Origin of the sequence: Methanocaldococcus bathoardescens (assembly GCF_000739065.1) — an archaeon.
GTDB lineage: Archaea > AGJL01 > Methanococci > Methanococcales > Methanocaldococcaceae > Methanocaldococcus > Methanocaldococcus bathoardescens.
In genome coordinates this window covers 205,854-218,800 of record NZ_CP009149.1, presented here as the reverse complement: position 1 = coordinate 218,800, position 12,947 = coordinate 205,854, and the positions used below count along the sequence as shown (strand labels likewise).

Here is a 12,947-nt window from a genome sequence, read left to right as displayed (position 1 = left end):
ATGTTGCTAATAGGAATTACAGGAATGCCAGGGGCTGGAAAAAGCGCAATACATGAAGTAGCTAAAAAATACAATCTTCCAGTAGTTTCTATGGGGGATGTTGTTAGATATGAAACAAAAAAAAGGGGCTTGGAATTAAATCCTGAAAATGTTGGAAAAACTGCTATAAAGTTGAGGGAAGAGTTTGGAAATGAGGCAATTGCAGTAGCATGTCTAAGATACATAGAGGAAAATTTAAAAGATAAGGATGTGGTTATTGTTGAGGGTATAAGAAGTTTATATGAAGTAAATTATTTTAGAAAACATAAGCCATTAGTTTTAATAGCCATCCATTCCTCTCCATTAACAAGATTTGAGAGATTGAGAATGAGAGGAAGGGAAGATGATTCAGCAAATTGGGAAGTGTTTGTAGAGAGAGATTTGAGGGAATTAGGATTCAGTATTGGTTATGCTATTGCATTAGCCGATTTTGTAGTAGTTAATGAGAGTAGTTTTGAAGATTGTATAAATCAGTTAGACAATATTTTAAAAGAAATCTTAAATAATTTAGAAAAATACAAAGAATATAATTTTATTTACGAAATTCTAAGATAGATTCATCTACATAATATATAACTTTGTTTTTCTCTTCTTTATGTTTTACAATTCCAAGAGTTTCTAATTTTCTTAAATTGTATCTTACAGTTTCAACATTAAGATTTAAATCTTTAGCTATTTTCCTTAAATGTGCAGGACTTTTTAATAAATATTCAAATATTCTTTTTTGTGTTTCATTTAAAAATAACAAAGGTAATTCTTTTAAATCTACATTAGATGGATAATAAATTATTCTATTTCCAAATTTTTTACTTTTAATTAAGTTAGCCTTCTCTAAAATTCTTAAATGCCATGTTATAGTTGAAACAGGTTTATTCAAGTTTTTAGATATTTCTCTCAAATAAGTTCCTGGATTATCTGATATATACTTATAAATTTCCTTTCTTGTATCATTTAAGAGGACTTTTTCTTCATCATATAATTTCCAGTTTGGAAATAACAACAACACAATATATAAACCTTTTGATATTAAAATTATAAAAATTAAAATTATAATTTAAGTAGGACATGATGAGTTTAATTCAATAGCATGTTAATTCCTTCCATAACTGCATCTACGGAAGCTCTTATTATATCTGCATCTGATTTTCTAACTTCAACAATTTCAGTTCCTTTTCTTAATTTAACCACAACCTCTATTAACGCATCAGTTCCTCCTCCAATTGCCTCAACTCTATACTCTTCTAACTTAACATCTGCAACCCCACTTATTGCTTTTCTTACAGCATTTATTGCTGCATCTACAGGCCCTACACCATAAGCAGTTTCGATTAAAGTTATATCTTCCCCTATATAATGGAGCTTAACAGATGCGATTGGTGTTATTTTATTTCCAGATACAACAGTTAATTCATCCAATTTAATCTTCTCTTCAACTACTCTTCCAGTAACTTCTCTGACTATAGCCAATAAATCAGCATCTGAAATGTATTTACCCAAATCTCCAAATTCTTTAACTCTTTCATATATTATATTCAATTGGTCTTCACTAACATCTATGCCCATTAAATCAAGTTTGTATTTTAAAGCTTTTCTACCTGAATGTTTTCCTAAGATAATTCTTCTTCTATTTCCAACCATTTCTGGTTTTATTGGTTCATAAGTCTCAGTATTTTTTATTAAACCATCAACATGTATTCCTGCTTCATGAGCAAAGGCATTGTCACCAACAATTGCCTTATTTGGTGGGACAGGAAGTTTCATCAATCTTGAAACAATTCTTGAAACCTCATACAACTTTTCCATCTTTATCTTAGTGTCATAGCCATAGAGTATTTTTAAAGCAGTAACAACCTCTTCCAATGAAGCGTTTCCAGCTCTCTCACCAATACCATTAACAGTTACGTGGCATTGAACAGCCCCACCTAAAACAGCTGAGCATGTATTTGCTGTAGCCATTCCAAAGTCGTTATGGCAATGAACTGATACTGGCAAATTAACGTTCTCAGTTATTTTTTTAAATAACTCTACACTCTTTTGTGGTGTTAAGACTCCTACAGTATCACAAACACAAACTCTATCTGCTCCAACTTTTTCTCCTTCATTAAACAATTTTATTAAGAAATTTACATCACTTCTTGTTGCATCCTCCGCTGACAACTCAACAATCAATCCATGTTCTTTAGCATATTCTACAGCTTTTAAAGCAGATTCTAAAACCTCGTCTTCTGTTTTTCTTAGTTTATACTTCATATGGATTGGAGAGGTTGGCACTACTAAATGAACACTATCTACATCACACTCTAAAGCGGCATCTATATCTATTGGTAAAGCTCTAACAAATGAACAGATTTCAGCATTCAATCCCTCTTTTGTTATTAATTTTATTCCTTCCCTTTCTCCTTTTGAAGTTATAGCTGAACCTGCCTCTATAACATCAACTCCAAGTTCATCTAACTTTCTTGCTATCTCTAACTTATCATTTGGTGTTAAAGAAACTCCAGGTGTTTGTTCTCCATCTCTAAGTGTTGTATCAAATATTCTCACCATCATAACAATCCCTCATAAAAATAATTTGATAGGCATGTTAGTTGATTTAATGAATTTAATACTAATAAAAACTGTTTCAAATATTAGCCATAATATATTTAAAATTTTAGGTGAAATATCTAAAAACTAAAATCCAAAAAATAGTATCAGTGCTTAACAACTCTTCCAGTTATTGACCTCTTTCCATCCATAGGGCCTCGCCCTATTGGTATACCCGCTAACACCTCCTCGCTCACGCTTGGAGGTGCAAAATTTAAATTCTATGGTTTAATAACCCTTCCAGTTATCGACCTCCTTCCATAATCAACAATTTCAACATCCACAAATTCTCCAATTTTAAGATTTTTATCAACAATCCCTACTAAAATTGGATAAGTTCCAAATTGCCTTCCAAAATATAAATCTTCTCTCTCTTTAACTTCAACAAATACATCTTTTAATATTGTCCCTCTTGGCACAACTCTCTTAAGCATTTTATTATCTATCTCTTCCCTAACTTTTTCTTTAAACCATAAAAATAATTTTTTTCTTTTTTCTGCTTTTTTTATATCTTTTAGAGTTATTTCAGTTCCAAAAAATGGAACAACTTGCCTTATGTTAATCCTTCTAATCATAAAGCCCCTATCATAGATTTCTTTTAAATATTCAAAATTTATAGTAAAGGTTTCTTTTCTCTCTCCCTTTAATCCAAACAATAAATTTATGCCGGGCAATAAATATGGCAATCCTGTTTCTCCTCTTTTTCCACCAATTTCATTTAAAATTTCTACAGCTTTTAAAACATCTTCTGGTGTTGTTAATAAGTTATTGGCTTTAATTACTTTCTCATCAAAACTCTCAACACCAAAAGCTGCAACATTCCCACTTGTGCAGTATTTAACCAATATTTTAGCTACCTTTCTGCTTTCATCTTCATGCCTTGCTATCACTGCAGGATTGGCATTATCTATATGTAAAACCTTTGGATTTGAAACATTCCTAATGCCTTTAAATAACTTTTCAATTGCCTCAACATTTGGTTTTGGAACCTCTTCCTTTTCTGAATCAATTGATTTGTATGAAAACATACATGGTTGTCTTCCAATTCTAAAATATTTTATTCCTTCATTATATAGTGCTTTAATCTCATCTATTATATCTTTTTCATCTCTAAATGTTGGCAATCCAAACCTTCTCGGCTCTGTGCAGAAAGAGCAGCCTCCAGTTAAAGCTCTTGAGCATCCTCTATAAGTTTCAATCTCAGCTATTATATATGGATAATTTGGATGCTTTTTAACAACTTTAGCTCCTCTAATAGCATATTCTCTTAACTCTTCATAAGTTCTATATCTGTTAAAATCAACTTTCTCTATACTTTTCTCCCTTAACAAATCATTTAAAACTGCCTCTAAATCACCTTCAGCAACCACGTCAAAAAATGCTTTATATTTACTTTCATCCTCTATCTTTCCTCCAATCATTGAAGAGCCATATTTTGTTGCTGACGGCCCTCCCAAAATTTTTAAACCACCATACTTATATAATATAGAAACAAACTCCTTTAATGTAGCAGGATTTGCATTTAGATATTTCCCAGGTGTGTGAAAGCCACAGATGCAGATTATTGCATCGTATTTATCTAAATTAAAATCTCCTCTAATCTCTCTAAATTTATCGATAGTTATATAATCCACTTTAACATCATATTTATCTAAAACACCATATGCATATCTTGGATAAGTTCCTATATAAGGGGGAACTCCCAAACCAGCTGGTTCGTCAGTATAGCCATCCAATATCAAAGCTCTTTCTATCATAATAACCACCAAAAAATCGCCAATGATGATGATTGGCTTTGCTGAATTTGTGATGAGCCGTATGAGCACTGAGGCGATTTTTAATTTTAAAAATAAAATAAAAAAGATTTATTCTTCAAATAAACTAAATATGTGTTTAGTCCAATTTATCCACAAATCATTAGCTCTTTTGCTCTTTTCATAAGTTTGCATAACTATATAATAGTTACCTACTTCCCTATAGTAGCAGTAACTAATTGATAAATTGACATTTCTTGGGATGAACTCATAATAAGTGTAATCACCAAATGCATCTCTTTGTGGATATTTTTTGACTTCATTATATATGTATGCATAAGAGAAATCAATTGGCTTTGTGCTGACTTCAAATGTAACAGTAAATCCATTACTGCTATATTTTTTTATTACACATCCTTCATATTCTATCGTTTTTTCATAAGGAAGATTTAAAAACATCTCATCTATATCTATTTGCTTTGAAAAATCATATTTTTTAGTTTCTTTTGTATCATTTGTCATATTATTTGCAATACTTTCATTGTTTGTAATGTTGATTTTGTTATTATCTTTTAAATTGTCCATTCTTGGATTTTCTATTGATATATTTTTGTGATTTTGTATATTTTCATTTTTGGCAGATATATTTAATTCATTAATCTCTTTTTTTCCATTATTAAAACATCCACAAATAGAGGCAATTAAAATCAAAGATAAAAAAAATATTATTAACTTTCTCATAAGTTATCCCCAAATTGGATTTTAATTTAAATAAAAAAATTATAAAATTATTCCAAAACAGCTTTCTCTAATTCTTCTGGTCTATGCAACTCCCCACCAATCTTATCAACTAAAATTACGTCATCAGCTTTTTTACAAACTCTCTCAACTTCATAATATATCTGCCCTAAGTTCATCTCTGGAACTATAACCTTCTTTGCTTTTAATTTTTTCAACAACTCGTCAGGGAATGGATAGACAGTTATTAATCTTATATATCCTACATCCAATCCCTTTTCTCTTAATTTATTGGCGGTGTATTTTACAGTTCTTGAAGGTGTTCCATAGCAAACAAACATTATTTCTGCATCTAAATTCTCCCCTTCCCACTTAACTATATCATCTTTATTTTTTCTTATTTTATTGACTAATCTTCTAACTAATTTATCATGTGTTTCAGCTGAGACATCAGGATAGCCTCTCTCATCGTGAGTTAAACCAGTAATATGCACATTATAGCCCTCACCAAAAACAGGCATTGGTGGAACATCAACATCAAAAGGATATGGCTTTTTACATGGTTTTTCTTCTGGCTTTTTTCTATCTATTATTTCTATGTTGTCATGTAAAACAACTTTCTCTCTCATATGCCCAACTATCTCATCAGCCATTACAAAAACAGGAACTCTGTATTTTTCAGCATAGTTAAATGCCATTATTGTGAAATCATACATCTCCTGGACAGAACTTGGGGCTAAGGCAATAACTTCATAATCTCCATGGCTTCCCCATCTACACTGCATCATATCTCCTTGGGAAGCCATAGTTGGCTGTCCTGTTGATGGCCCTCCTCTTTGAACATTAACAATTACACAAGGGGTTTCTGTCATATACGCATATCCAATATTTTCTTGCATTAAACTAAATCCAGGTCCTGAAGTTGCTGTCATTGCCTTTAATCCTCCCCAACTTGCCCCAATAACTGCTGCTATACTCCCAATCTCATCTTCCATTTGAATATAATAGCCCCCAACCTTTGGCAATTCTCTTGCCATTGCTTCCGCTATCTCTGTAGATGGTGTTATTGGATAGCCAGCAAAAAATCTACATCCTGCTTTTATAGCTCCTTTTGCACATGCCTGGTTTCCTTGCATGAATTCTACTTTCATTAAACCCCCTCCATTCATAATTTTGGCTTTAGAAGAGAAATTGGAAAAATTTATAAAAAGTTGAAAAATAAGGTAGATATTAATTAATTTAAAATTTAGAACTCTTTAACAGCAGTCATTTCTCTTATCTTTTTAATCTCCTCAAATTCAGGTTTTTTAATTTTTGGTTCTACTCTAACTGGTTGAATTATATTGGTTAATCTTCCTCCTGGTGGAACCATTGGTAGAGCTTCAGCAGGGTCTATGACAATATCTAAGAGGTATGGCTCGTTACTTAATATTGCCTCTTTTAATTTCTCTTTAATCTCATTTGGACTTGTTATTCTTTCTGCTTTAACTCCATAACTTTCAGCTAATTTAACAAAATCTGGACTCTCTCCCAAATGCACTTCACTCTGTCTCTGCCCATAATATAAGTTTTGCCATTGATAAACCATTCCTAAAGTTCTGTTGTCAAAGATGCAAACAACAACTGGAATATCATATTCACTAATTGTTGCCAACTCCTGAGAATTCATTAAAAAGCCTCCATCTCCAGTAATAGAGATAACATTAGCATAAGGTTTAGCAACCTTAGCTCCAATTGCCGCTGGGAATCCGAATCCCATAGTTCCTAAACCACCAGAAGCTAAAAAGCTTCTCGGCATCTTTGTTTTAAAGAAGTGGGCCATCCACATTTGGTTTTGTCCAACATCTGTTGTTATAATTGTATTTTTTAATTTAGGGTCAATCTCATCTAAAACTTCCATTAAATCTTTAACAAATCTCTGTGGCTTTATTGGTTTGTCATCAAAGTCCATCATTGGAATAGATAGCTTTTTTAGTTCATAAATTCTTTCGAGCCATGCATCTTTATTTTTAATCTCTAATGCAATTAATGCAGCTAACAAATCTCTTAAAACATTTTTTGCATCTCCAACTATTGGAATATCTGCTCTAACATTCTTCCCTATTTCAGCTGGGTCTATATCTATGTGTATAATCTTAGCTTCTGGGGCAAAGTATCTAACATCTCCAGTAACTCTATCTGAAAATCTACAACCAATTGCTATGAGAACATCACATTCTGTAACTGCATAATTTGCAGCTTTAGTTCCATGCATTCCAATCATTCCTAAAGATAGAGGATGGTCTTCTGGAAAGCTTCCTTTACCCATTAAAGTGGTGCAAACTGGGATTTTAACAAACTCAGCTAATCTTAACAACTCTTCTGAAGCTCCACTAATTATAACTCCTCCACCAGCTAAAATTACAGGTCTCTCTGCCTCAGCTATTAACTTAGCAGCTTTTTTAATCTGTAAAGGATGCCCTACAGTTTTTGGTTTATAGCCAGGCAAATCAACCTTTGCTGGAATTGGATATCTCTCAATATCAATCTCTCCATCTTGCACATCTTTTGGGATGTCTATATGAACAGGTCCTGGTCTTCCAGTTGTAGCAATCTCAAAAGCTGCTCTAAATGTTTCAGGAATCTCTTCTGGCTTTTTTATTTGGAAGTTGTGTTTTGTTATTGGCATAAATAAGCCGAGAGCATCAATCTCTTGAAATGCATCATTTCCTATAAGTTTTGTTGGAACCTGCCCTGTTAAAGCAATAACTGGCGATGAATCTGCATAAGCAGTTGCTATTCCAGTAACTAAGTTTGTAGCTCCAGGCCCTGAAGTAGAGACGCAAACTCCTGCCTCTCCACTTGCTCTCGCAAATCCATCCGCTGCGTGTGCTGCTGCCTGCTCGTGCCTTGTTAGTATGTGAATTAAATCGCTATCATACAACGCATCGTAAAATGGTAGCATTGCCCCTCCTGGATAACCAAATATAATCTTAACTCCTTCAGTTTCTAATGCCTTTATAATTGCCTCAGCACCTTTCATCTAATCACCAAAAAATGTTAAGGGTAAAGTAATGATAAAATTGAAATCATATATAAATTTTTATACCAAAGATTTAGTATTTGAAAAACTTTTGAAAATTTAATATAAAAAAATATGTTGTCGTTAAATAATTTTAAATTTAAGTATGATAAAAAAGAGGTAATGAATTTATTGTTCAGCTGGCTGGACTTCACATACTTTTATTGTAAATGTTAGCTCCTTTCCAGCAAGCTCGTGGTTGAAATCTAAGGTTACTGTATCATCTGTAACTTTTATTATCTTTGCAGGGATTCCGCTGGCTAAAATTAACATCCCTTCCTGTGGTTCAAAATCAGCATCAGCAAACATTTCTTTAGGAATTTCCTGAATTAATCTTTCATCCCTAAGTCCATAACCTTTTTCTGGTGGGATAGTTACAGTTTTTTCTTCACCAACTTCCATGCCTATAACGGCTTCTTCAAAACCTTCAATTAAATCTCCATTGCCTACAACAAAACCTAATGGTTCATAATCCCTTTCAGGGTAGTATATGCCGTTTTCTTTAGCAACTTCTTCTATTGATGTGTCAATAACTTCTCCATCTACGACTAAAATGTAGTCTACCTTAACATAATCGCCTTTTTTAATCAAGTTAATCAACTCCTAACCTTTCCAAATACTTCTTGTGAAGGATATATAAATAGTTTTTGTTATATTTTTTACAAATAAAAACATTATATTTTGGGGGTTTTTATGAGGAAGATAGGAAGTTATTTAGAACTTATTAGAGTCAAAAACTGCATAACTGCATCTATTGGTGGAATTATAGGTTATTTAATCTCATCAAACTTTGAGATTGAAATATTAAAAGGTCTTTTAGTGTTTTTTGTTGTATTTTTTGTTTGTGCTTATGGAAATGTGATAAATGATATTTTTGATATTGAGATAGATAAGATAAATAAGCCATTTCGTCCTTTACCATCAGGAAAAATTAAATTAAATGAGGCAAAAAAATTTTCAGCTATTTTATTAATTTTTGGCTTAACTCTCTCAATATTTATAAATATATATACATTAATTATAGCTGTGGTTAATGCTATCTTTCTCTACCTGTATGCAAAAAAATACAAACGATATAAACCAATTGGAAATTTTATTATTGGCTATTTAACTGGTTCTGTATTTCTATTTGGTGGAGTTGCTGGAAAAAATGTTATGCCAGTTATTATTTTGTTTTTATGCTCTTTGCTTTCAATTTGGGGTAGAGAGATTGTTAAGGATTTTGAGGACATGGAAGGGGATAAAAAAGAAGGTGTTATTTCATTACCAATAAAGTATGGTAAAAAATCTTTATATTTTGCCACATTTTTGGTTATTTTGGCAGTTGTATTAAGTCCTTTACCATATATACTAAAAATATTTGGAATATATTACCTAATTTTGATAGCAATATGTGATATTTTGTTTATCTATGCTATGGCTTTATTATTAAAGAGCCCAAATAGAGACACTGCCTCAAATGTTTCAAAATTTTTAAAAATTATAATGAACATTGTTCTTTTGGCATTTATTGTTGGGGCTATAAAACTATAAAAATATCAACGAGAATAAAAATAGAAACAAATCTAAAACTTTTGGTGAAAAGATGTTTCCAGGTAAAGTAAACCCAAGAATGTTGAAGAAAATGCAAAAGATGATGAAAGATTTTGGAATGGAAACTGAAGATTTAGATGCAAAAAAAGTAATATTTGTATTTGAAGATGAAGAGTGGATATTTGAAGAACCAAAAATCCAAGTTATGGACATATTGGGGGTTAAAACCTATTCAATAACTGGAAAGCCAAAGAAGATTAAAAAAGAAAAAATAGAAGAAGAGGAAGTTAAAGTTGAAATAACTGAAGAGGATGTTGAATTAGTAGCTAAGCAATGCAATGTTTCAAAAGAAGAAGCAAGAAAAGCATTAGAGGAATGCAATGGGGATATTGCTGAGGCAATATTAAAATTAGAAGAAGAAAAAGAAGGAAATTAAATTGAAATATAAATATCTCTATCTTTTAGCTTTTTTAAGCATTTTTCACAATACTTCCAATCTTTTAAATCCACATCAATAATAGAATTTGAAAAACTCATCACACATCTCTTATTTTTACAGTGCATTAATCCTAAAACATGACTTATCTCATGTATGAATTCCAAAAATTTCTTCAAGATTTTTCTTTAAAAATTTTAAAATTTCATCATCAACTTCCCCCACTGGTTGAATACAGATTTTCATAAATAACCACCATAGTTAAGTATGTATAAGAATATAATAAATTTATCTAAATTTTATTGGTGGTAGTATGGTAAAGCTAACTGAAGATATGGTTAAATCCTTAGAAAATGAAATAGTGTTTTTAGCTACAGCTTCAAAGGATGGGATTCCAAATGTATCAGCAATGAGGGCTGTTAAAGTTTTAGATGCTGAGAAAGGGATTATATTGATAGCAGACAATTATATGAACAAAACTCTAAAAAATATATTAGAAAATCCTAAGGTTGCTTTAACAACTGCTAACTGTAGAGAAATGCCTTATCAATATAAAGGAATTGCTGAATACTACACAGAAGGAAAGTATCTAAAAATAGCTGAAGAAGTTGATAAAGCATTAAAACCAGATTTAAAACCAAAAGGGGCTGTTGTTATAAAAATAACTGAAATTTATAACTTAAAATCTGGGCCAGATGCTGGTAAGTTAATAGCTAAAGATGAATAAATTTTTTAAATTTTTAGTGATAATGATAATAAAAGTTATTACAAGAGAATAGATATGCTTATTTATATAGTATTATTTATCATTTTATTTTTACACAAATGAGGAAAAATAGGTGAGACAATGGTAGAGTGTGATGGAAAGTGTGAATCATGCCAATTAAAAAATACCTGCCCAGACACAAAAAAGCTCATAGCTCAGCAAGATGCAAAAATTAGAGAGAATATGTCAAAAATAAAACATAAAATAGTTATTTTGAGTGGTAAAGGAGGGGTTGGTAAATCAACAGTAACAGTTAATTTAGCAGCAGTTCTAAACTTAATGGGTAAAAAGGTTGGAGTTTTAGATGCCGATATTCACGGCCCTAACATCCCAAAGATGCTTGGAGTTGAGAATGTTCAACCAATGGTAGGGCCAGGTGGAATATTTCCAGTAACTACAAAAGAAGGAATAAAAACTATGTCAATTGGCTATTTACTTCCAGATGATAAAACACCTGTTATTTGGAGGGGGCCAAAGGTTAGTGGAGCTATTAGACAGTTTTTAGCAGATGTAGCTTGGGGAGAACTTGATTATCTATTAATAGACACCCCTCCAGGAACTGGAGATGAGCAATTAACAATTATGCAATCAATTCCAGATATTGATGGGGCTATAATAGTTACAACACCAGAAGAAGTTTCTGTATTGGATGTTAAGAAATCAATTACAATGGCTAAAATGTTAAATATTCCAATTATTGGAATTATTGAAAATATGAGTGGGTTTGTTTGTCCACATTGTAATAAAGTTGTGGATGTATTTGGTAGAGGAGGAGGGGAAAAAGCTGCTAAAGAGTTTGGAGTTGAATTTTTAGGAAGAATTCCTTTAGATATTAAAGCAAGAGAAGCAAGTGATAAAGGAATTCCAATGGTTTTACTTGACTGTAAAGCAAGTGAAGAGTTTAAAAAAATAGTTGAGAGAATTGTTGAAAAAGTTGAAGGTAAAAAAGAATAAACTTCAATTATTTAATATATTTTAAACATTCTGGGAAATATTTTTTAATAGTCTCTATCTCTATCAATGTAAATATGCATGCTAACAGAATGATGCACATACTCCTTTAATTGAGTATTTGTTTTTTCAGCTACTAACTCTCCTAAGCTTATTAATCACTGTTTTGATATCAACACCAAATTTCTGGGCAATTTGATTTAATGAGTATATTTTTTATTAACATACAATACTGACAAATTCATCAACCATTTATCAGTAACCTTCTTTCTTTTCACTGCCATTTAAATCCCTATTCAATATATTTTAAAAATTCAGGGAAGTTTTTTTCAATTTCAGTCTTATCTCTATCAATATAAATATGAGCGTTATATATAAAATGCGTATAGGATTTTAATGTTGAATTTGTCTTCTCTGCAACATATTCTCCTAATTTTATCAAACCAAGTGCATTTGAGTGGAAAGCAAGCAGTATATCATTAGAACGGAACAATACGCTCATATATAAGTTATTTCCTCGCTTTTGGAAGCCAATATGGTTTAAACATGGGACATCTTTGACCTTTTGGTCAATAAAAGGATTCCATAACGATATAACACACCTTCTTGATGTTGGATTACTATTAAGCTTTTCTATTACATATTTTATTTGGTCATTCTTTAATTTTCTATCATGACTTGGATATTCTCTAATTCTTTCATAATAGTTATAAACAAATTCCCCCTCGCTATCAGAACCATACAGCAATTGTTTTGTATATGATTCAATTGCTTTTTTTCCAAATGGGTATTTAGAACTAATTGTTTTAAGTTTTGGATTAGTTATTTCAACTGCAACATTTAACAATTCCCTACATCTTTGCCCATCCTCTGTTGTTATATCATTTCCTTCTGTAAGTATTAATTTAACTAATTCTTCAAATGCGGATGCTACAGAAGGTTTTCTTATACATAACATAGTCCTACCTCTTTGAGTTTTGGTTAATAAAATAAAAGAGCTTACATAAATATAAATATAAAGGCAAGTTTAACAAAATCTGATTATTTAAATTAAAGATTAAGCAAATAGAGCAAAAAAAGATT

The 12,947-nt window shown here is 31.4% G+C and carries 14 protein-coding genes; 5 read left to right on the top strand and 9 right to left on the bottom strand.

The genetic code is table 11. The features are described from left to right. A complete protein-coding gene (locus tag JH146_RS01200; RefSeq protein ID WP_048201292.1) occupies positions 1 to 594 on the top strand; it encodes an AAA family ATPase in 594 nt (197 codons plus the stop codon). Here the strand turns inward: JH146_RS01200 and JH146_RS01195 are convergent. The 7 genes from JH146_RS01195 to JH146_RS01165 form a co-directional block, all read right to left on the bottom strand. Beyond that, entirely contained in the window at positions 572 to 1,039 is a 468-nt protein-coding gene (locus JH146_RS01195; protein WP_236953668.1) for a winged helix-turn-helix transcriptional regulator, read from the bottom strand. The two genes, JH146_RS01200 and JH146_RS01195, sit on opposite strands and share 23 nt — an antisense overlap. A 74-nt stretch (positions 1,040 to 1,113) precedes the next feature. Continuing rightward, positions 1,114 to 2,589 carry a 2-isopropylmalate synthase gene (locus JH146_RS01190; RefSeq protein ID WP_048201291.1) on the bottom strand — a complete coding sequence of 492 codons (1,476 nt, stop codon included), beginning with the start codon at positions 2,587 to 2,589 and terminating at the stop codon, positions 1,114 to 1,116. A 257-nt stretch (positions 2,590 to 2,846) separates the two neighbouring features. Further along, positions 2,847 to 4,382 carry a radical SAM protein gene (locus JH146_RS01185; RefSeq protein ID WP_048201290.1) on the bottom strand — a complete coding sequence of 512 codons (1,536 nt, stop codon included), beginning with the start codon at positions 4,380 to 4,382 and terminating at the stop codon, positions 2,847 to 2,849. Between the two features lie 108 nt (positions 4,383 to 4,490). Further along, entirely contained in the window at positions 4,491 to 5,120 is a 630-nt protein-coding gene (locus tag JH146_RS01180; RefSeq protein WP_048201289.1) for a hypothetical protein, read from the bottom strand. Between the two features lie 47 nt (positions 5,121 to 5,167). Beyond that, on the bottom strand, positions 5,168 to 6,268 hold the full coding sequence (locus tag JH146_RS01175; protein ID WP_173400795.1) for a 2-oxoacid:acceptor oxidoreductase subunit alpha: 1,101 nt from the start codon (positions 6,266 to 6,268) through the stop codon (positions 5,168 to 5,170). Between the two features lie 95 nt (positions 6,269 to 6,363). Beyond that, the gene (locus JH146_RS01170) at positions 6,364 to 8,139 is read right to left on the bottom strand and encodes an acetolactate synthase large subunit (protein WP_048201288.1); all 1,776 of its coding nucleotides are present in this window, start codon (positions 8,137 to 8,139) and stop codon (positions 6,364 to 6,366) included. Positions 8,140 to 8,307: 168 nt separating this feature from the next. Then, positions 8,308 to 8,769: an FKBP-type peptidyl-prolyl cis-trans isomerase gene (locus JH146_RS01165; RefSeq protein WP_048202565.1), complete on the bottom strand. Its 462-nt coding sequence runs from the start codon at positions 8,767 to 8,769 to the stop codon at positions 8,308 to 8,310. A gap of 102 nt (positions 8,770 to 8,871) precedes the next feature. On the opposite strand from JH146_RS01165, the gene JH146_RS01160 reads away from it, so the two are divergent. Together JH146_RS01160 and JH146_RS01155 are read left to right on the top strand one after the other, a co-directional pair. Further along, the gene (locus JH146_RS01160; RefSeq protein ID WP_173400794.1) at positions 8,872 to 9,711 is read left to right on the top strand and encodes a UbiA family prenyltransferase; all 840 of its coding nucleotides are present in this window, start codon (positions 8,872 to 8,874) and stop codon (positions 9,709 to 9,711) included. A gap of 52 nt (positions 9,712 to 9,763) precedes the next feature. Continuing rightward, positions 9,764 to 10,147, top strand: a complete 384-nt coding sequence (locus tag JH146_RS01155; protein WP_048201287.1) for a nascent polypeptide-associated complex protein — start codon at positions 9,764 to 9,766, stop codon at positions 10,145 to 10,147. Here JH146_RS01155 and JH146_RS08535 read toward each other — a convergent pair. Beyond that, complete coding sequence (locus JH146_RS08535; RefSeq protein ID WP_236953667.1) at positions 10,144 to 10,314, bottom strand: hypothetical protein; 171 nt, start codon at positions 10,312 to 10,314, stop codon at positions 10,144 to 10,146. The genes JH146_RS01155 and JH146_RS08535 overlap by 4 nt on opposite strands. 146 nt (positions 10,315 to 10,460) lie before the next feature. Between JH146_RS08535 and JH146_RS01150 the strand changes: the two genes are divergently transcribed. Beyond that, complete coding sequence (locus JH146_RS01150) at positions 10,461 to 10,874, top strand: pyridoxamine 5'-phosphate oxidase family protein (RefSeq protein WP_048201286.1); 414 nt, start codon at positions 10,461 to 10,463, stop codon at positions 10,872 to 10,874. Between the two features lie 120 nt (positions 10,875 to 10,994). Then, the gene (locus JH146_RS01145; RefSeq protein ID WP_048201285.1) at positions 10,995 to 11,867 is read left to right on the top strand and encodes an Mrp/NBP35 family ATP-binding protein; all 873 of its coding nucleotides are present in this window, start codon (positions 10,995 to 10,997) and stop codon (positions 11,865 to 11,867) included. Between the two features lie 289 nt (positions 11,868 to 12,156). On the opposite strand, the gene JH146_RS01140 is transcribed toward JH146_RS01145, so the two are convergent. Continuing rightward, positions 12,157 to 12,822: a thymidylate synthase gene (locus JH146_RS01140; RefSeq protein ID WP_048201284.1), complete on the bottom strand. Its 666-nt coding sequence runs from the start codon at positions 12,820 to 12,822 to the stop codon at positions 12,157 to 12,159. Positions 12,823 to 12,947 lie beyond the last annotated feature (125 nt).

Bases quoted from the DNA above. Each gene is read 5' to 3' on its own strand.
- JH146_RS01200 (WP_048201292.1), top strand. From the start codon at position 1: ATGTTGCTAATAGGAATTACAGGAATGCCAGGGGCTGGAAAAAGCGCA.
- JH146_RS01185 (WP_048201290.1), bottom strand. From the start codon at position 4,382: ATGATAGAAAGAGCTTTGATATTGGATGGCTATACTGACGAACCAGCT.
- JH146_RS01140 (WP_048201284.1), bottom strand. From the start codon at position 12,822: ATGTTATGTATAAGAAAACCTTCTGTAGCATCCGCATTTGAAGAATTA.
- JH146_RS01160 (WP_173400794.1), top strand. From the start codon at position 8,872: ATGAGGAAGATAGGAAGTTATTTAGAACTTATTAGAGTCAAAAACTGC.
- JH146_RS01155 (WP_048201287.1), top strand. From the start codon at position 9,764: ATGTTTCCAGGTAAAGTAAACCCAAGAATGTTGAAGAAAATGCAAAAG.
- JH146_RS01145 (WP_048201285.1), top strand. From the start codon at position 10,995: ATGGTAGAGTGTGATGGAAAGTGTGAATCATGCCAATTAAAAAATACC.
- JH146_RS01190 (WP_048201291.1), bottom strand. From the start codon at position 2,589: ATGATGGTGAGAATATTTGATACAACACTTAGAGATGGAGAACAAACA.
- JH146_RS01175 (WP_173400795.1), bottom strand. From the start codon at position 6,268: ATGAAAGTAGAATTCATGCAAGGAAACCAGGCATGTGCAAAAGGAGCT.
- JH146_RS01170 (WP_048201288.1), bottom strand. From the start codon at position 8,139: ATGAAAGGTGCTGAGGCAATTATAAAGGCATTAGAAACTGAAGGAGTT.
- JH146_RS01150 (WP_048201286.1), top strand. From the start codon at position 10,461: ATGGTAAAGCTAACTGAAGATATGGTTAAATCCTTAGAAAATGAAATA.
- JH146_RS01180 (WP_048201289.1), bottom strand. From the start codon at position 5,120: ATGAGAAAGTTAATAATATTTTTTTTATCTTTGATTTTAATTGCCTCT.